This window comes from Enterococcus villorum (assembly GCF_007990225.1).
In the GTDB taxonomy this organism is placed as follows: domain Bacteria; phylum Bacillota; class Bacilli; order Lactobacillales; family Enterococcaceae; genus Enterococcus_B; species Enterococcus_B villorum.
This window is the reverse complement of the sequence record NZ_BJWF01000009.1, coordinates 60277-79281: the sequence shown is the minus strand read 5'-3', so window position 1 is coordinate 79281 and position 19005 is coordinate 60277. Positions and strand designations below refer to the sequence as shown.

The 19005-nt window shown below is 33.0% G+C and carries 17 protein-coding genes; 11 read left to right on the top strand and 6 right to left on the bottom strand.

Features of this window, described 5'->3' with window-relative positions:
- Positions 1 to 166: 166 nt before the first annotated feature.
- Genes EVI01_RS05535 through EVI01_RS05525 form a run of 3 tightly spaced genes read left to right on the top strand, consistent with a single transcriptional unit; the run spans position 167 to position 2953 of the window.
- Positions 167 to 1786, top strand: coding sequence for a hypothetical protein (locus EVI01_RS05535; protein ID WP_010750837.1), 1620 nt, complete (start codon positions 167 to 169; stop codon positions 1784 to 1786).
- Positions 1767 to 2306, top strand: coding sequence for a stage II sporulation protein M (locus EVI01_RS05530; protein ID WP_010750836.1), 540 nt, complete (start codon positions 1767 to 1769; stop codon positions 2304 to 2306). The genes EVI01_RS05535 and EVI01_RS05530 overlap by 20 nt, the downstream gene beginning before the upstream one ends.
- Positions 2307 to 2329: 23 nt before the next feature.
- The gene (locus tag EVI01_RS05525; protein ID WP_010750835.1) at positions 2330 to 2953 is read left to right on the top strand and encodes an ATP-binding cassette domain-containing protein; all 624 of its coding nucleotides are present in this window, start codon (positions 2330 to 2332) and stop codon (positions 2951 to 2953) included.
- Between the two features lie 41 nt (positions 2954 to 2994).
- Here EVI01_RS05525 and EVI01_RS05520 read toward each other — a convergent pair whose 3' ends face one another.
- The 4 genes from EVI01_RS05520 to EVI01_RS05505 all read right to left on the bottom strand — a co-directional run bounded on the left by EVI01_RS05520 (position 2995) and on the right by EVI01_RS05505 (position 7465).
- Positions 2995 to 3882, bottom strand: a complete 888-nt coding sequence (locus tag EVI01_RS05520) for a helix-turn-helix domain-containing protein (protein ID WP_010750834.1) — start codon at positions 3880 to 3882, stop codon at positions 2995 to 2997.
- Positions 3883 to 4242: 360 nt separating this feature from the next.
- Complete coding sequence (locus EVI01_RS05515; RefSeq protein ID WP_010750833.1) at positions 4243 to 4890, bottom strand: ATP-binding cassette domain-containing protein; 648 nt, start codon at positions 4888 to 4890, stop codon at positions 4243 to 4245.
- A gap of 2 nt (positions 4891 to 4892) precedes the next feature.
- Complete coding sequence (locus tag EVI01_RS05510; protein ID WP_010750832.1) at positions 4893 to 7007, bottom strand: bacteriocin-associated integral membrane family protein; 2115 nt, start codon at positions 7005 to 7007, stop codon at positions 4893 to 4895.
- A 65-nt stretch (positions 7008 to 7072) separates the two neighbouring features.
- Positions 7073 to 7465: a hypothetical protein gene (locus EVI01_RS05505; RefSeq protein WP_010750831.1), complete on the bottom strand. Its 393-nt coding sequence runs from the start codon at positions 7463 to 7465 to the stop codon at positions 7073 to 7075.
- Positions 7466 to 7968: 503 nt separating this feature from the next.
- Between EVI01_RS05505 and EVI01_RS05500 the strand changes: the two genes are divergently transcribed.
- Complete coding sequence (locus tag EVI01_RS05500; RefSeq protein WP_146811561.1) at positions 7969 to 8409, top strand: thioredoxin family protein; 441 nt, start codon at positions 7969 to 7971, stop codon at positions 8407 to 8409.
- Between the two features lie 361 nt (positions 8410 to 8770).
- Here the strand turns inward: EVI01_RS05500 and guaA are convergent, their stop codons facing one another.
- On the bottom strand, positions 8771 to 10336 hold the full coding sequence (gene guaA, locus EVI01_RS05495; protein WP_010750825.1) for a glutamine-hydrolyzing GMP synthase: 1566 nt from the start codon (positions 10334 to 10336) through the stop codon (positions 8771 to 8773).
- A gap of 59 nt (positions 10337 to 10395) precedes the next feature.
- Positions 10396 to 11319, bottom strand: a complete 924-nt coding sequence (gene coaA / locus EVI01_RS05490) for a type I pantothenate kinase (RefSeq protein ID WP_010750824.1) — start codon at positions 11317 to 11319, stop codon at positions 10396 to 10398.
- Between the two features lie 314 nt (positions 11320 to 11633).
- Between coaA and EVI01_RS05485 the strand changes: the two genes are divergently transcribed.
- The 7 genes from EVI01_RS05485 (at position 11634) to EVI01_RS05455 (ending at position 18625) form a co-directional block, all read left to right on the top strand.
- Entirely contained in the window at positions 11634 to 12236 is a 603-nt protein-coding gene (locus EVI01_RS05485; protein WP_010750823.1) for a class I SAM-dependent methyltransferase, read from the top strand.
- Between the two features lie 342 nt (positions 12237 to 12578).
- Positions 12579 to 13736 carry a hypothetical protein gene (locus tag EVI01_RS05480; protein ID WP_010750822.1) on the top strand — a complete coding sequence of 386 codons (1158 nt, stop codon included), beginning with the start codon at positions 12579 to 12581 and terminating at the stop codon, positions 13734 to 13736.
- Between the two features lie 182 nt (positions 13737 to 13918).
- On the top strand, positions 13919 to 14935 hold the full coding sequence (locus EVI01_RS05475; RefSeq protein WP_010750821.1) for a LacI family DNA-binding transcriptional regulator: 1017 nt from the start codon (positions 13919 to 13921) through the stop codon (positions 14933 to 14935).
- A gap of 140 nt (positions 14936 to 15075) precedes the next feature.
- On the top strand, positions 15076 to 16377 hold the full coding sequence (locus EVI01_RS05470) for a pyrimidine-nucleoside phosphorylase (RefSeq protein WP_010750820.1): 1302 nt from the start codon (positions 15076 to 15078) through the stop codon (positions 16375 to 16377).
- Positions 16378 to 16391: 14 nt separating this feature from the next.
- Entirely contained in the window at positions 16392 to 17054 is a 663-nt protein-coding gene (gene deoC / locus EVI01_RS05465) for a deoxyribose-phosphate aldolase (protein ID WP_010750819.1), read from the top strand.
- 16 nt (positions 17055 to 17070) lie between these two features.
- Entirely contained in the window at positions 17071 to 17469 is a 399-nt protein-coding gene (locus EVI01_RS05460) for a cytidine deaminase (RefSeq protein ID WP_010750818.1), read from the top strand.
- Between the two features lie 73 nt (positions 17470 to 17542).
- Positions 17543 to 18625 (top strand): BMP family lipoprotein, encoded by a 1083-nt coding sequence (locus tag EVI01_RS05455; RefSeq protein ID WP_010750817.1) that lies wholly within the window; start codon positions 17543 to 17545, stop codon positions 18623 to 18625.
- The last annotated feature ends 380 nt before the right edge of the window (positions 18626 to 19005 follow it).

Sequence of the window (19005 nt, the reverse complement as noted above, 5' to 3'; positions counted from 1 at the left end):
GCAGACCAGCCTTTTCACGGTGTTCCATAAGCAACTCCTCAACAATAAGTTCTGATTTTCCAAAATATGAAAAGCTATTTTAGAAAATCCTCTCTTATTTGCTCGGAGTTGATCGCTTCTGTCACAACCTTTTTCCTATTCATAATTTAAATTAGTGAGGTGCCTTATGTTTAAATTGGCATTTTTAGTGAAGAAAAACGAAGATAAAAAGCATCAATCAATTATTTTTAAATTTATTAAAGTAAAAAATAGAATCGTATACAATGCACTCGTCGTTTCAATCAACCTATTGTTCTTTGCACTGTTATTAAAATTTTTACATTCTTTTATAGTTAATATTCATTTAGAATGTTTGATTATTGCAATTATTTCAACGTTACCTTTTTTTCAGTCCGCCTTAGAAAATAAAAATATTTTTCTGAAAAAATATCGAATAGCAGCACTTGCTCAAAATTATCCGAATCCTCAAAAGCTAGTATTAAAATTCTATTTTATTGATATTTTGATAAATCTGTATCGATGTTTGTTAAATATAATTGTTTCTTGCATTTATTTTTTTACAAAAGGAGAGCTTGGTTTATTTTTTACGAATATAGGAATAATTTTACTGGTTGAATGTATTCTTTATTCATTAAATAAAACTGGGCATAAAAGTCAACCACTGCGAATTTTTAAGGCTATTTTAGGAAGAGGTTGTCTTTTCTTTGCTACTTATTTTATAAGTAGTTTCTTTATAAGTATTCTCTATTTATTAAAAAATGAGTTAAAAACCAACGGATATTCTTTTCAAATGATTCAAAATTTAAATGTTTCACTTTTAGAACTCTTTAATCCCATTACTTCTTTTCTTTATCGTATGAATCAATTCCAAACGGCTTATAAAAGTTTAATTATTGGAGGTCTACTATTACTTTGTATGGTTGCGTTTTTCCGTCTTGATTGCTCGCTTGAGGATGGTCAAGGGGTAATTGTTCCGTGTTCAGGCAGGTTTTTTAAGAAAAATGGTATAGATAAAAATTATTTTTTATTTTCAGATGTATCTTCTATTTTAAAGAAACTTTCTACGATAGAAACATTTTCATTGTATTTAACAGGAGAATTGTGCATTTCAATCGGGTTACTTTATAGTATTGGTGCTTCGAAAAAAATAGTCAATCATTGGATCATACTGAGCATCTCAATTTTCTTAATTATCTTTATCACACGTGGCACGATATCAACAATTAGGTACAATTTTAGAGATTGGCTTAAGTTTCGCAACGAACTAAAATCAGTCGATTTTTTCAAAGTATATGATGTTAATTTTACGTATTTGACTCAGTCTAAGTTAACAATAACACGTCTTTTGTGTAACTACTTTTTAATGATCCAATTGTTGCTGTTTTTATTTGGATACGCACTTATTATTAAAGATGTGTTTACTGTACTATGTTTAGCACTACTTTCTGTTATCATCTATACTTGCCGAGATTTTTTCATTAAATATGCATGTTTAACCGATACAATAGTTTTAAAAATGATTGTAAAAATGGAACGTTCTTATGAAACTCATGAGGAATTGTCTAAATTTTCAGGATATAGAATTATTTCTGCCTCTAACGCCATGTTCGTTAAATTAACTACGCAACTAAATACATATGTAATGTTAATTTTAGGAACTACTTCTATTATTTATGGGAGAGAGTGGCTTTTTTATGCAATATTGGAGTTTATGGTGTTAATGATTCCTATTTATATAGGAAGTAGTAAGATAGGAGATATGCGAGATGCAACGAGTAGAATTTAAAGTCAGAAAATGGATGATACTATCTTTTATTCTATATTTTATATCCTTTATTCTTTCAGTACCATTTCACAACATGATTAACATTGGATTAAATGGCAATAATTTTAGTTTTACGAGCTTATTTCTTCATAACATGTATGTATCTCTTAAATTGTTTCTATTTGGCATGCTAACTTTAGGCATAGGTAATTCTCTTTATTTGTTCTATAATGGTTTTTTTCTGGGATTGACCTTTTTCTCGATTTTAACACATCTGGGACTAAAGCCAATTTTAACAGGATTATTGCCACATGCTTTATTTGAAATACCAGGATTTATTATTTTTTCAAGTTTGGGCTATTCTTCTTGGTTTCTAATATCTAAAATAAAAAAGAATGCTTTAGAAGATGAGAACAAAAACTTCCAGCTTGAAGCCCTTATAAAAGCTAATTTAAAATCGTTTATTCTCTCTTTTATAGTAGCCACGTTTTTATTGCTCATTGCGGCAGTAATTGAATCGAACTTCTCTTATACTCATTAAGAAAATTGAAAGGAATATAAAAAATGGAAGAAATGAGGATCAATCATTTATTTTTTAGTTATGAAAAAAACATTATTGAAGATGTCAGTCTGACTATTCCCAAAAATGCGGTCGTAAAATTAACTGGGAAAAATGGTACAGGAAAAACGACATTTTTAAAAATTCTAAGTAATCTGATTCGTTCAGAAAACTTAGCCTATGATTTACAGATTGCATCTGAAGCATCTGATTTTGAAGCCATTCGAAAAGATCGACTTTTTATTCCGGACAAACCAATGTTTCAAGAAGAGCTAAACGGATACGAAAATATCACGTTTTATAGATTATTATTTGAATACGATCATCATTACGAGCAGCAAGTGTTGAACATGTGCAGGCAATTGGATATAGAAAAATATTTAAATTCAGATGTGCATACACTTTCTTTAGGAACACGTCAAAAATTGTTTTTAGCAATTAACCTTTGTGTCAATAAAGAGCTGTATTTACTTGATGAACCGTTTAATTCTCTTGATGAAGCAAGTAAAAAGAATTTGATGAAGATTATTCTTGATAAAAAAAATGCAACGTTTATTATTGTTTCACATGAGAATAATCAAGATGTACTATTTACAAAAACAATCTGCACGGATAACTGGTTAAAATAAGAAAAACTTAAAATGAAAAGAAGCAATTAGTGGAAATGGCACTATTTTTCTAATTGATTCTTTTCGTTTGGTTCATAAATGAAAGAAGAAACACCGCTTAGTGTATCTCGTATATCTTCTCCCAATTGAGAATAGCCTAGGTAATCTAAAATATCCAATTCTTTTTTGATTGATTCTAAAGAGAATTGGGCTTGCTCGATGTAGATTTTTTCAAAGATATTGAATGAAATGCGATAATACATGTAAGAAGGATCTTCAGAAAGTTGCTTAACTAAAGGTAAAACAACTGGAAATAAGTCTAATCTATTCATTTTAGTAAAAAGAATCAGGCAATTCAGATAAAAATAATAAAGCTTCTTTTTTAAATCAGGCGTATGTTCTGTGTAAGAGGTTACTTTGTTTTTTATTCGATTGAGTACAATTAGAATATAATCAATATTAAAAACAAAAAGACAATTAGAAAATATGGTTAATTCAAAGATACCCCAATGATCAATTCGATTTAGATAGGATTTAATGGCTTCGATCTCGTTTTTTAAATCAGTGAGGCTACTTTGATTTTTAACAGCTAATTCTAAAGAAAATTGACAATATTTTAAGTAGTAGTAGGGATCGTTACTTAAAGTAAATTTGTGTTTTAATTCGTTTATAAATAAGGTACTATCTTTTTTCTTATTCAATACTTCAATAAAATCTTTCTCTATTTGTTTTTTTTCGATATAGTAATTCGCTTCTAATTGGATTAAATATTCTTCCACGCTCACATTCATTCGACTCAAGATAGTAAAAAGCTTATCCGAAGAAATTGAGGTGTTTCTTAATTCAAACTTATTCAATGCTTCTCGAGACATTATTCCATTTGCCAAAAATTGTAGAGACAAATTTCTTGCTGTACGCATTTCACGAATCACTTCTCCACTCGTTCTCATATTCTGTCACCTATCCTTTGATTTTTCTCATAATCTTTTTCAGGAGAATACTATAATTTTTTTTCTTAGTCAATTGTCCATTTTTTTTCATTCAATATTTTTATGTTGCTAATTGTTGTTTTGATATTTACTTAGTTACCTTTATTTATCAGATACAATAATGGAAAATATTATTTTTGGGGGATTCATTGCGTTGCTTCTTATTTTTCTGGCTTTTTAATGGTTGTTGGTTTGAAGGCAGTTTGTAAAGAATAAGAGCACTGAGCACTAGTTTTTTTGATAGTTAGGCTAAGAAAAAGCCTTAGAATATCATATAAATAAGATATTCTAAGGCTTGATTTATCGCTATTTTGAAACTAGCTAGAGTTTTTTCTTTAAAGTAGTTAAATCCAATGTATTTTTTGTATCATTTATAAACTTTTTGTCATGTGTAACGAAAATAACAGTTGCATGATGATCCGTATTGAATTTTTTGATAATATCAAACACTAATTCCGCATTTTTTTCATCAAGGTTACCTGTGGGCTCATCCGCAAAAATATAAGTAGGTTTTTTCAAAATTAATCGTGCTAGGGCTACACGTTGCTGTTCACCACCACTTAACTCGTAAACTTTTTTTTCTAAAATATCTGGTAATCCGACTTCAGATAAGCTATTTAATAAGTAAGTTCTTTTTTCTTTTTTCTTTATGTTTTGATTTTTCAATGCAATCAATAAATTACTGGCGACACTTTCATCATTAATCAAACCAAAATTTTGAAATGCATAGCCAATTTTTTTTTTTTGAAGCAAATGAATATCTTTCGCCTTAGGATTTTTAATTCCGTCAAAGATGAGCTGTCCATTATCGGGTCTTTCTAACAAGCCTAACAGATTAAGTAAGGTTGTTTTTCCACTTCCGCTTTTCCCATAAATACAAAAAAAGTCTCCATCTTGAATTGTTAATGATAATTGATTGAAAATTTGATTTTTTCCATATGAAATACTGACATCTTTCAGTTCTATCATGTTTAATCTCCTTTTTTTTCGATGGTCGGTCGATGAATAGTCTGCTTTAAAGTATTCAACGTTAGCACAGTAGTAAGAACTTCTAAAACAATCCAACAAGCAATGACAAAAACAACGTATTTATTTCTATAAAAAATAAATAATATTCCTACAAGCATGAAGTCTAATAAAACATTTGGGAGAACGATTGGAGAAAATAGTTTCATAAAGGAATAACCAAAAATTCTCTTAATATGCAAACTGTATCGATATTTTTCTATGATTAATTGATAGGAAGAAATGACATTAAAAATTTGGACAATGGTTAAACAAATTAAAAGAATGCTTATCGTATACACAAGCGTTTTTTTCATCGTTAATTCTTCGGATCGAAAATCATATATTGAAACGGTATTTTGAATACTTGGTGAAGTATGCGTTTGAATAATTATTGGTAATAAATAATTAAAGCCATCCATTTTTTCGGATTTAACAAAGGCAGAAGATATTAGCCAAGCAGCGTAAAAACTATCATCTAAATTTCCTGTATCTACGATAGAAATTGGGTCAACAATCGTAAAATCTTTTTTTTCAATATTTGGATTATACGTAAAATAATTTTGATGATATTTTACATAGATGATATTTACCCTGTCATCTTTTTGTTTGGAAGGATCGCTCGTCAGTCGTTTTAAAAAGGCGAAATATTTGGTGTATTGTAAACTAATTTCTTCTTCAAATGGTTTCAACGCTTCTGGAACAAGTATATTTAAGTAATTAGATGAAACGATTATTTTATCTAAAGGAGATTGACCATGGACATCAACGATTGGATTGTGAGTGAAATAGTTTTTATTAATAACAATCGATTTTCCTGCAGGAGAGGTTAATTGTTCTCTCTCGCTATTTGTATTCATTTCATATAGGGGTTTTCCGATAGATAGTTTTTCGTAATTCGTCGAATCGATTAAGAACAATCCTTTTTTATCTGTCGCTTCGTTAAAGAAATTTTTTAAAGCTTTTTCGTAGGGACTATATTCATCTAAATCACTTGTAATAAATCTTAATTGCACGGCATAGATATTTTTTGTCTTTTCCCAATAAGCATTTTGATTTTGATGCTGGATAAGGGCATGCTGTTCTTTTAATAAGAAAGCGCCTAAACTAATAATAGTCGTAGCAACAGCTAATTTACAGAATAAATTAAAAGCGATGCCCAAACTACCATAATTGTTTCCTTTTAAGTGATTAGAAGGATTGGATCGATAAATGAATTGAATGGTTAAATAAATAATGAAAGCATAGACGGCAATAAATAAAAGCGTAACGAGCAATAATAAGGCCAAAAAGGAAGTAATAAAAGGGATTCCTTTATAAACAAATGAAAAGTACGCAACGACAATAAAAATAACTATAGATAAGGATAACAGAAAGATACGAATGAGAGGAGACAGAAAAGAATATAAGATATCTTTAGTATGCCAACCAAATAGCTTTAACAGTGTGATTTTCTTAGTTTGTTTCATCAGGAATTGGATCAATATAGCTAAATTAACTGCTAATAACAGAAACCATACGATAAGTAAAAAATATTTTTCAAAAAAGGCTTTTTGAACATTTAGCTCGTAGCTATTACTCCTATTCGTTTTGATCTTTCCTAATTGACTGATCTCTTTAAGAAACGCATGGATATATTTTGGGTTGTCTCCTTGAATGTAATAGATCCCAGAAATCCCGGTTTCAGGAATAGCAGTAAATTTTTTTAACTCTAAGTCAATTTTTGAATTTGTCCAAATAAAGTCTGTCCCAGACTTCAAAGATTCTACGTCCTTTTTATTGGGATCACCTAGAGTCGTAAAACCATTTTTCATTTCTTGATTGGTATAGATTTTTAAATTGGTATCACTAGAGAAGATATATTTAAAGATGCGAATATGATTCTTTTTTGCTGAATCAATTATATAACTAGCTTGCTCTTTAGGGTCTTTTACAATTGAATTGGATTCAACTAGAATAGTAATTTTTTCTTTGTCCTTATAAAGTAAGTTGTTTAATTCTAATGAGTTAATCACGGAGAGAAAAATAAAGACAGTTAACGCTAATTGCACAACAACGCCAATGGATACAAATTTTTTCATAAGATCTCCTTTGATAGTTAATTAAGCAGATCGCTTTATACTAAATTTTTGTGTTTTAGTTTTAACTAACGATAGTTATAATAGGCCTTGTTTCCACCAAAGAGAGTCCAACCAACACTTGATTGACTCCATTGATTTGGTCCTTGCCACTTACCATTGCTAAATGTCCCGTTACCGTTTTCACAAGAAGCATGTCCTTCTTTTGTATAATGTTGATACTCAGAAATATTAAGGTTACCATTTTTACCTCTGCGCCACCAACCACCACCAACTGCACTTGAATCGTATCTCGGTGTGATACTGTTTTCTCTATCTTTTGATTCTACAATCGTAGTATAGTTATCAACATTTTCTTGTCCACCAGAGTATAAAGGAGCTTGCGTTGCATTAACTATAGGGACTGCTAGACCAATAGCTATTCCACTAATAAATAAAGTTGTTATGATTATTTTTTTCATTTTATTTTCTCCTTGTTGTATAAAGCTATCTTTGGTAATTGTAGCGCTTTCTTTTAAATAAAGCAAAAGTTTTTATAACAAATTTTAAATATAGAAATATGGGGAGAAAAATTGTTCTTGGATTTTAAATTAGTATAAATGTTTATATATTAATGTTTTTAAAAGTTTTTGATCTTTTTAATTAAAAAAAATATAATAAAAAAGATTTTTAAATAACATTTATTTTTGTTGTGCTTTACAAAGGTAAATAGAGAAGAACATTTATGTGAATTACTTGAAAAATCAGCTAGCTATAGAAGTTTTTATTGTAGATACAAAGATATGGTAAGGAGTGATAATCAGGAGATTTACGGTTATTTCATTCTTACTGCTGGGTGAGAGTAGAAATGAAACTAATGTTATTTTTGGAAATAAAGTTCCGCTTTTTTAACTTTTAGAGGAGCTGCAGATATTGGTGGGGTTATTGCTTGTTTTAAATTATAAAAAAGGAGAATGATTAAATTGTGTTAACCAAAAAAAGAAAGATTATTGTCTTGTTGTTTGGTATTATTTTAATAGGTAGTGCCGTATATTTTTACGCTAATCAAAAAGAAAAAAATTTTAATCCCATGACTGACATGACTGATATAAATAGTACACAAATTCAAAAGTTGATGGATAATTCCAAGACTGGGTATATTTATATTGGTAGGCCTACATGTGAAGAGTGTCAGGATTTTCTTCCTAAATTAAAATCTATTTTAATAAAAAAAGAACGAAAAATATTTTATTATAACACGGATGATGCACGTAAGGAAAACCAAGACAAACTAGTCAAGGAATTAAACAATTTAGATGTAAAGATAGTTCTAACAATTCTTTATGTGAAAAAGGGAAAGATAAGTGAAAAATTAGAAGGTTCTACTGATAAAAGTAAAATAGAAAAATTTTTAGCACATGAATAAAAATGATGATTGGAGGAGGGGCTAGTTCGGTATAAAAAAATGTGAAAACAATATTTTTTGTCGGAATAGGTAATTTTTTATTAGCAGTTTATTGGTTAGTCTTGAATTTCAATGAAATGCATCCAACAGATGTTTTTATCATTGGATGGCTTATTGTAAATTTTATTTTACTACTTAATAGTACTGTGAAAAAATAGTTTGAGAAAAGGAACAATTTAACTAAATATCAAAGAAAAAATAGAATCATCAAAATTCTATTGCCTATACTACTTAATTCGGCTTAAAAATTGAACAGGTATGATAATAAATGAATAAACAGCCAACAAACATTGATTTAACAACGTTTGTTGGCTGTTTTTTATTATTCCCACTCCACAGTTGCAGGTGGTTTAGAAGTGATGTCATACACGATGCGGTTGACGTGTGCGACTTCGTTTACGATACGCACAGATATTTTTTGTAAGACGTCCCATGGGATACGAGCAAAGTCAGCAGTCATGCCATCAATAGAAGTAACTGCACGGATACCTACTGTATAATCATAAGTACGTCCATCGCCCATCACACCAACTGAGCGGATGCCTGGTAAAACAGTAAAGTATTGCCAGATGTCACGATCTAGACCTGCAGCAGCAATTTCTTCACGCAAGATGGCATCAGATTCGCGAACGATTTCTAACTTATCTTCACTAATTTCACCTAATACACGGATACCTAAGCCTGGTCCAGGGAAAGGCTGGCGCCAAACGATTGAGTCAGGCATGCCTAGTTGTGTTCCTAATTCACGTACTTCATCTTTGAATAAGGTATTCAAAGGCTCAATCAATTGGAACTGCATGTCTTCAGGTAATCCACCAACATTATGGTGAGATTTGATCGTTTGTGCAGTTTCTGTTCCACTTTCAATCACATCTGTATAAAGTGTGCCTTGGGCTAAGAAAGCAATCCCTTCTTCGCCAGCTAGTTTGGTTGCTTCATCATCAAAAACGTAAACAAACTCATTTCCAATGATTTTACGTTTTTCTTCTGGATCAGAAACACCAGCTAATTTGTCTAAGAAGCGTTTTTTCGCATCTACTTTGATGATGTTTAAGCCAAATTTTCCGCCTAAACTTTCCATTACTTGATCGGCTTCACCTTTACGTAGTAATCCATGATCAACAAAGATTGATGTTAATTGATCACCAATTGCTTTTTGTAATAGTACCCCGACAACGCTAGAGTCTACACCGCCTGAAAGTCCAAGTAAGACTTTTTTATCGCCTACTTGTTCACGGATTTTTTCAATCTGCATATCGATGAAATTGTTCATTGTCCAGTTTCCTTCACAATGACAAACATCAAAAGCAAAATGGCGTAATAATTCGATTCCGTACTCAGAATGACGAACTTCTGCATGGAACTGGATTCCGTAAAAGTTACGGTCAGTATCTTGGATGGATGCAATTGGACAGTCTTTACTTGTACCAACGATTTCAAAGCCTTCTGGTACTTGTGTGACTAAATCACCATGGCTCATCCAAACAGTCTGTTGTTTTGGTGTTTCGTTGAACAATACAGCCTTATCACTTGTTACTTCTAATTGTGCTTTTCCGTATTCGCGATTTTTTGCCGGTTCAACTTTCCCACCTAGTTTATACGTAATTAATTGCATACCGTAACAAATACCTAATACAGGAATACCTAAGTTGAAAATTTCCGGATCAATTCCAAAAGCATTTTCATCATATACACTGTTTGGTCCACCAGAAAGAATGATTCCTTTTGGGTTCATTGCTTTTACTTCTTCTGCAGAAATGCGGTGGCTCAATAATTCAGAAAAAACACCTAAATCACGGATGCGTCTTGTAATTAACTGGTTATACTGGCTACCATAATCTAATACGATAATCTTTTCAACGTTTGTCATGTCGGCAACGTTTGTCACATTTATTACCCCTATCCCTTTAAATTTTATCTCAAAATAGAATAAACTATTTTAAAATGCTAATATTTTCGCATGAAAATCGAATCAATGATATGATTTTCAGTTTTATGGAGAATTATATCTGCTCTGCTACGAGTAGGCAAGATATATTCGTTTAAATTTTTCAAATTCACATTTTTCCATACTTCTTGTGCCATTTTGAAAGCATCTTCACGATTTCCAATGGCAAATTGATAGTAATAATTGTGTGGATTTTGAAAGGCTGTATCGAGTAGAGCACCGAAACGATCTAAGTACCATTTCTCAATAAGAGAGGAATCAGCATCCACATACACAGAAAAATCAAAGAAGTCACTGACATAGATCTGTTGATTTGCTGGAAGTTGAAGGGTATTGATGCCTTCAACAATCAAAATATCGGGCTGTTGAATCAATTCATACTCGTTGGGAATGATATTATAGATGTCATGAGAATAAACAGGCACTTTGATTTCTTCTTGTCCTGTTTTTACCCGATTCAGAAAGTCGATTAACAATTCCATATTGTAACTTTCAGGGAACCCTTTACGATCCATAATTCCTCGTTCTTTTAAAACTTCATTTGGATATAAAAATCCATCTGTTGTAATCAACTGAACATTCCTACGTTTAAAGGTACGAGATAAGATCGTTTGCAGCAAGCGAGCGGTCGTGCTTTTTCCAACGGCGACACTTCCGGCAATTCCAATTATAAATGGTGGTACTTCTACGTATTTATGAAGAAAAAGTCCTTTGCTTAATGAAAGTGATTCGAATTCCTTCATATATAGATAAATCAAATGAGCAAGAGGAACATAGATATCCCGAACATCTTGCATGGATATACGATCATTTAAACTTTTGATTTTATCTAACTCGTTTTGGGTCAAAGGTGCTTGCCCATTACGATAAAATTCACGCCATTCTTCTCTTGCGACGTGGTAGTAGTTCATTGGATCATTCATAATAGCCTCCTGCATTCTCCCGTCAATGGGACTATTTTAACACAAAAACCTCTCAAACCCCACCACTAAGAGAAAAATGATCCCTTCTCTTAGTATAAATATCATATTTTTAACTCATATAGATAACAATTCAAGAAAAAGAAAGAAAATATTTTATACGGAAAAATAAAAATAACTTTTTTGATGTTTTTTTGCGAATATATCCTTTTATTTAAAAGTTTTTTGGATATAAAAAAACAAATTTATTATGTTGCGAGTTGGTGGATAAAAGGATAGACTAAGAAACAAGAAATAGAATATAAAGGAGGAAGTATATGACTAACCATTATTATTCAAAAAATCCAACGACTGATCATGATTTTGAGCAGTGGTCATTTGAATTAAGAGGGAAAAACTTCCAATTTGTAACAGATTCTGGGGTGTTTTCACGTGAAACAGTTGATTTTGGGTCTCGTGTATTGATTGATACATTCGATTGGGAAGAGTTACCGAAAGAGGGGAAAATTTTAGACGTTGGCTGTGGTTATGGACCCATTGGCTTAGCGATTGCATCAGCAAGTCAACGATTTGTTGAAATGGTCGATATTAATTCTCGAGCAGTGGAGTTGGCGCAAGGAAATGCCAATCGCAATGGCATCAAACAAGTCGACATACATCAATCCAATATTTATGAGGACGTGCATGAAGAAACTTACGCAGCAATTATTAGCAATCCACCTATTCGTGCCGGTAAAAAAGTTGTCCATGAAATTTTAACCCAAGCTTATCCAAGATTGAAAACAGGTGGTACATTGACCATTGTTATCCAAAAAAAACAAGGTGCGCCTAGCGCACAAAGCAAGATGGCAGAGACGTTTGGAAATGCAGAAATTGTTAAGAAAGAGAAGGGGTACTACATTATCAAAAGTGTGAAGTAATAAGGGTATAACATGCTGTGCATCCATAAATCTAAATAGGTACTTTATAACAACGAATTACGTTGTTTGTGCGTGTTTTAAAGTACGAAGCAGATATTAAAATGCGTTGAGTAATTGCAGAGCCAATAACTATTTTTCATACTTCATAGATCAACTGCAGACACAATAAACACAACATTCTAGTAGAAAAAATCTAAAAAAGTGTGGAAACTATTTTTTATAAATAAAGAAAAAGTAATTAATCATGATTTTAAAATAACTATATAATGAATGACAGGCTAATTAATAAAAGGTAAGTCGTAAAACATTTTTTAATTCAATTTTGAAAGGATGATGAATAAAATGAATAATGTAACTGTTCAAAATGTACTTGACGTATTAGCGGAAAAAAACAAGGAATTAGCTAGGGAGTTTAAAACATTAGAAATAGATTTAGAAGAAAATTTAAAAAGATTAAAGGGGAAAGTAAAAGATACACAGAAACAATCAAACGTACATAATCAATCGAATAAAACAATAAATGAACCTTCCGAACTGACAAAACGTTTTGTCAGTCTCTTAGACACTTTAACGAAAGAAGGATTATATTCATTCAGGTTGATACTTATTTCTAAATATAAATCAATGTTGCCTAAAATTGACCAGAGTAAATTAAAGAATCTGATAGAACAAAAGGATCAAGAAAATGGATTCAAACAATTACTTGAAGCGAATCCTTTATTAAAAATTGAGCACGAAAATAAAGAAATACATAAAGATTTCAATAAATTAAAAGAACAAACAAAACCAGATCCTAAGTTGGCAAAAATAATCGCTAATAAGATTATGTACAACGTTTCTACCCTTACTCCAGAACAAAAAGAAATAACACTTAACTCAGTAGTTAAAATGTTTGAAGATGAAAAAGTGCGTAAAGATATCCTTGATAGTGTAAATAATAGACCAAAAGAAAGTATGGAGAAGCTTCAAATGTTTTATCCCAAAGTGTATGAGCAATTTATGAAGTTAAAAACCATTGAGGATTTTGAACATGTGGGGCGTGTCATAGAGAAGATAAAAAAATGCGATGATTTAGATTATAAGGATGAAAAAGCGCTGATCGAAGACCTCGAAAATCGTCAAAATAGGTTTGATAAAGATGAAAAGAAATACTACTTTAGTAAAATGGAGCTGAAGAAAGCGAATTCAGATATATATAAGCAATTCCTTAACGCAGAAAATTTGCCTCCACATTTACAAGATCGAATGAAAGAAAAGATGACTAATTTAACATTAGACTCAGATATGAAAAGGCTTCTCTTCGCAGATTTAGACAAGCGTCTACAGTCTGTTAATGAAAAACAACAAGGTAATGCAAAAACAGAGGAGCTAGAAAAAGGAGTAAATAAAACGATACGGAAATCTAGAGTGTCTTTTTTAATGAATACAGCGACACAAAAAGCGCAAGACCATCAGCCAAAAGAAAAGAATAACGCACAAAATCAACAAAGAGAAAAATGATGTATTGATTAATACTTTGAAAAAATATAATTATACACTTCAGGGGATTATTTTCTGAGGTGTTTTTTTAGGATCAGCGACCTTAATTTTCAAGCTAGAAGATATTATTTTTTCTATCTATTTTTTTTTAAACTCTTTTGGTAAACTAAAAAAGAATTTTACATAATTAAGGAGGAGAAGAAGTGAAATTAACGATCCGAGACATTGCAGAAATGGCGGGTGTTTCAGTTACCACTGTGTCACAAATTTTAAATAACAAAGGAAGTCGTTTTAGTGATAAAACACGTAAAAAAGTGTTGAATATCGTCAATGAACATCACTATAAACCTGATTACTTTGCATCAAATGTGATCAATCGCCATTCGAAAACTATTGGCATGATCGTACCAGATGTGACCGACTTCTTCTTCTCTAAATTGATTGAAGGGGTGGAGAGCTATCTCAACCCCTTGGGATATGTCATCATGCTTTGTAACTCTCGTCATAGCCAAGACAATGAAATCAAATACTTAAAAGAGCTTTCGCATCGTTCGGTGGATGGGATTTTGTTAGCTACGCCCAACGTTTTACCTGATGAATATTCTTTAGATAGTGGTTTCTATAAAAATATGCCGATTATTTTGATTGATCGCGGATTAAACACTCGAGATAATGGACGCTTATTAGTAAAAGAGTATGAAGGTGCCTATCAGGCAGTTTCTTTATTTATTGAAAATGGACATACTAAAATCGGTATGCTCAAAGAAACAACTGGGTACTATCAATTAGAAGAACGCTTTAATGGCTATCGTCATGCGTTAAAAGATCACGGCATCCCTTTCAATGGAAAATATGTTGAGCAAGGGGAGCTGACAGTTCAAGGTGGTTATGAGGCTTCTAAAAAGTTGTTAAAACATAAAGACCTAACTGCGATCTTTTGTGGAAATGATGCCATGGCAATTGGCTGTTACCAAGCGATTGATGAATTAGGAAAAAAAATTCCAGAGGATATTTCGGTCATTGGTTTTGATGGATTGAAACTTTCAGAGTACATGATCCCTAAATTAACTACAGTCAAACAGCCAAGCTCAGACATTGGATTTTACGCAGCTCGCTTTTTAATTGACACGATTGAATTTCCTCAACGTAAGGTTCCGAACAAAGTCTTTGAAACAAAATTAATTATTCGTGAGAGCATAAAAACATTGACAAAGGGATAACTCGGCGTTATATTGCTTATGTAAGTGTTTACAAAAGCGAGAGTTAGCTCTTTATATTTTTAGTAAACCAGTTTACTAAAGTGGTTTACCTTTTAGAAAATTCCTGTATAATACCGAATGAAGACAAGGAGGATCAGGCAATGCGAATGGTGGATCTGATTGAAAAAAAGCGAGATGGAAAAGAGTTATCAACGGAAGAGATCGATTATATTATTACGAAGTATACAAATGGTGAGATTCCTGATTATCAAATCAGCGCATTACTGATGGCAATCTTTTATCAAGACATGACAGATCGAGAAATTACGGATTTAACTCTTGCGATTGCTCATTCAGGGGATGTCATTGATTTGAGTTCATTGGATGGAATCAAGGTAGATAAGCATTCAACTGGCGGGGTGGGCGACACTACTACGTTGATTTTAGCTCCACTAGTAGCAAGCGTTGGTGTGACGGTCGCAAAAATGTCTGGTAGAGGTCTTGGTTATACAGGCGGTACATTAGATAAATTAGAAGCTATTCCAGGTTTTAAAATTGAACTTTCTGATGAAGAGTTTATCCGCATCGTAAATGAAAGCAAAGTAGCGGTTATTGGACAATCAGGCAATCTTGCTCCAGCAGACAAAAAACTTTATGCTTTACGTGATGTTACAGCAACGGTTGATTCCATTCCTTTGATTGCTAGTTCGATCATGAGTAAAAAAATTGCAGCAGGAGCGGATGCCATTGTTTTAGATGTTACTACAGGCGATGGTGCTTTTATGAAGAATATAGAAGATGCTAGACGTCTAGCAAAAACAATGACTAGCATTGGAAAGTTAGCCAATCGTCAAACTGTAGCCGTTATTTCAGATATGTCTGAGCCTTTAGGAGAAGCGATTGGAAATAGTTTAGAAGTGGTTGAAGCAATTGATACTTTAAAAGGAAAAGGACCCGAAGACTTATTAGAAATGTGTTATGCGTTAGGAAGTCAAATGGTCGTATTAGCCAATCAAGCGACAACGATTGAAGAAGCGAGAGCATTACTAAAAGAAGCATTAGAATCTGGAAAAGCCTTAGATAAATTTAAGGAAATGATTCAAAATCAAGGTGGTGACGCTTCGATCGTGGAGCAACCTGAACGGCTTCTGACAGCTAAATATGTGATTGAGTTGCCTGCTAAAAAAAGTGGGATTGTGTCAAAACTTGTGGCAAATGAGCTTGGTATCGCAGCAATGATGTTGGGCGCAGGACGTAAAACAAAAGAAGACGATATTGATCACGCAGTTGGGCTTAAATTAAATAAAAAAATTGGTGATTCTGTAATAGAAGGAGAATCATTGTTGACCATTTATAGTAATGAAAAAGAGATTACTTCTGTACAAGAATTGCTTTATCAAAATATTGAAATCAGCAAATCAGCTGAAAAACCTACATTAATACACGATATCATCACCGAATAAAAGGAGAGAAAAAAATGGAATTGAACCGAATGATCGATCACACAATCTTAAAAGCGGATGCTTCGCAAGATGACGTTATGCGAATTATCGAAGAAGCAAAAAAATATCATTTCTATTCTGTCTGCATCAATCCAACTTGGGTTGCTTTGGCCAAAGAACAATTAAAAGGTGAACCAGTAGCAGTATGTACAGTCATTGGGTTTCCTTTAGGAGCGAATACATCTGAAACAAAGGCTTTTGAAACGGCAAATGCGATTGAAAATGGCGCTGATGAAGTAGATATGGTGATAAATATCGGTGCCATGAAATCAAAACAATATGAAACAGTACAAAACGATATCCAAGCAGTAGTGACTGCTGCAAAAGATCGCGCACTAGTTAAAGTAATTATTGAAACAGCGTTATTAACTCAAGATGAAATCAAAAAAGCCTGCGAACTTGCAAAAGCTGCCGGTGCAGATTTTGTTAAAACTTCTACTGGTTTTTCCACTGGCGGAGCAAAAGTAGAAGATGTTCGCCTGATGCGTGAAACAGTCGGTCCTGAAATGGGTGTGAAAGCATCTGGAGGTATCCATAACGAAGCCGAAGCTTTAGCAATGGTCGAAGCTGGCGCGACAAGAATTGGCACAAGTGCGGGTGTCTCAATCATGTCAGGTTCAACTGGTGAAGGATATTAAAAATAAGGAGAAACTTATGGCAGATGTGAAGCAAGAATGGATCAATGTTGCAGTGGATGCATTAGAAAAAGCTTATGTTCCTTATTCACACTTTCCAGTAGGAGCATGTTTAGTTACAGAAAATGGTCAAACATATCAAGGCATAAATATCGAAAATGCCTCGTTTGGGTTAACTAATTGCGCAGAACGTACAGCTTTCTTCAAAGCTGTTTCAGAAGGAGAAAGAAATTTTACTCATTTAGTGGTCGCTGGTCATACGCCAGAGCCAATTTCACCTTGTGGAGCTTGTCGACAAGTAATGGCTGAATTTTGTGTGCCTGATATGCCAGTAACTTTAGTAGGGGATAATGGCGTTGTTAAGACCATGTCAGTCAAAGAATTATTGCCTTACGCATTCACGGAAAAAGATTTATAGATTGATTAATCACGTTCATTCAGTCAGCTGACTGTTGAAAAATAAAACAATTATTTTAGGGGGCTTTACAGAAATGAAAAAAGCAAAATTATTTGGTTTAGGTGCTGTAGCATTATCTGCTGGGTTATTATTGGGCGCATGTGGCAGCGGATCAGATTCAACTGATTCAACTGGCGGAAACAGCGGTTCAAAAACAGCAACAGCAGCATTGATCACAGATACGGGCGGCGTTGATGACCGTTCATTCAATCAGTCAGCTTGGGAAGGATTACAAGCTTGGGGGAAAGATCATGATCTTACACGTGGAAACGATGGATTCCAATATTTCCAATCATCAAGTGAATCAGATTATATTCCTAACATTGACCAAGCTTTAAATGCAGGCTTTAAAACAATTTTTGGTATTGGTTATAAATTAAAACCTGCGATTGAAGAGCAAGCTGCTTCAAATCCAGAAACAAACTTTGCGATCATTGATGATGTGATTGATGGAAAAGATAACGTTGTTTCTGCAACATTTAAAGACAACGAAGCTTCTTATCTTGCAGGAATTGCTGCTGCTTACACAACGGAAACAAACACTGTTGGTTTTATTGGTGGGGTAAAAGGTGAAGTAATTGACCGCTTTGATGCAGGGTTCAAAGCTGGGGTAGACGCAGGAGCAAAAGCGTTGAACAAAGAAATCAAAGTTTTAAACCAATATGCAGGTGACTTCTCAGCTCCTGATAAAGGACGTTCAATTGCTCAAGGAATGTACGCACAAAATGCAGATATCATTTTCCATGCATCAGGTGGTACTGGTAATGGTGTCTTCCAAGAAGCAAAATCATTAAATGAATCAGGTGACAAAAAAGTTTGGGTAATCGGAGTAGACCGTGACCAATCTGATGAAGGTGAATACACTTTAAATGGTGAAAAGAAAAACTTCACATTGACTTCTACACTTAAAGCTGTGGGAACAGTAGTTGAAGATTTAGCACAAAAATCAGCTGATGGTAAATTCCCTGGTGGTGAACACACTGTTTATGGTTTGAAAGAAGATGGGGTTGGTCTTACTAAAGGACAACTTTCAGATAAAGTACAAAAAGCTGTAGACGAAGCAAAAGAAAAAATCATTTCAGGCGACATTAAAGTTCCAGAAACACCTGAAAACTAATTAGAACTTAATTTCTATAGCCTTGTTGGACAGTTGTTTAACAAGGCTATGGTTTAGTAAATAACCAATGATTGTTTCTTTATCAAGATGTTGCTGAAAAATGAAAGAGAGTGTATGGAAGCGAATAATTCGCATTTGTGGCAATCAGTCCAAACTGAGGAAAACATGAGAAGCTGTTTCAAGATTTTCTTCCTTAATGCTCAGGCCAAAACGCTCTTTTCACGGCCTCTTGATAAACGGCGTTCAAGAAGCAACTCCTCAACGATAAGCCTTGATTTTCAAAAATATGAGAAGCTATTTTAGAAAACCAATTCTTATCTGCTCGGAGCTGACCGCTTCTTTCACAGCCTCTTGATAAACGGCGTTCACAGCATTGCTTC

What these genes read in the sequence shown, in the direction of transcription:
- EVI01_RS05480 (WP_010750822.1), top strand. Translation starts at nt 12,579, where the DNA reads ATGAATAATGTAACTGTTCAAAATGTACTTGACGTATTAGCGGAAAAA.
- EVI01_RS05505 (WP_010750831.1), bottom strand. Translation starts at nt 7,465, where the DNA reads ATGAAAAAAATAATCATAACAACTTTATTTATTAGTGGAATAGCTATT.
- EVI01_RS05510 (WP_010750832.1), bottom strand. Translation starts at nt 7,007, where the DNA reads ATGAAAAAATTTGTATCCATTGGCGTTGTTGTGCAATTAGCGTTAACT.
- EVI01_RS05515 (WP_010750833.1), bottom strand. Translation starts at nt 4,890, where the DNA reads ATGATAGAACTGAAAGATGTCAGTATTTCATATGGAAAAAATCAAATT.
- EVI01_RS05485 (WP_010750823.1), top strand. Translation starts at nt 11,634, where the DNA reads ATGACTAACCATTATTATTCAAAAAATCCAACGACTGATCATGATTTT.
- coaA (WP_010750824.1), bottom strand. Translation starts at nt 11,319, where the DNA reads ATGAATGATCCAATGAACTACTACCACGTCGCAAGAGAAGAATGGCGT.
- EVI01_RS05525 (WP_010750835.1), top strand. Translation starts at nt 2,330, where the DNA reads ATGGAAGAAATGAGGATCAATCATTTATTTTTTAGTTATGAAAAAAAC.
- EVI01_RS05535 (WP_010750837.1), top strand. Translation starts at nt 167, where the DNA reads ATGTTTAAATTGGCATTTTTAGTGAAGAAAAACGAAGATAAAAAGCAT.
- EVI01_RS05455 (WP_010750817.1), top strand. Translation starts at nt 17,543, where the DNA reads ATGAAAAAAGCAAAATTATTTGGTTTAGGTGCTGTAGCATTATCTGCT.
- EVI01_RS05530 (WP_010750836.1), top strand. Translation starts at nt 1,767, where the DNA reads ATGCAACGAGTAGAATTTAAAGTCAGAAAATGGATGATACTATCTTTT.
- EVI01_RS05460 (WP_010750818.1), top strand. Translation starts at nt 17,071, where the DNA reads ATGGCAGATGTGAAGCAAGAATGGATCAATGTTGCAGTGGATGCATTA.
- EVI01_RS05520 (WP_010750834.1), bottom strand. Translation starts at nt 3,882, where the DNA reads ATGAGAACGAGTGGAGAAGTGATTCGTGAAATGCGTACAGCAAGAAAT.
- EVI01_RS05470 (WP_010750820.1), top strand. Translation starts at nt 15,076, where the DNA reads ATGCGAATGGTGGATCTGATTGAAAAAAAGCGAGATGGAAAAGAGTTA.
- deoC (WP_010750819.1), top strand. Translation starts at nt 16,392, where the DNA reads ATGGAATTGAACCGAATGATCGATCACACAATCTTAAAAGCGGATGCT.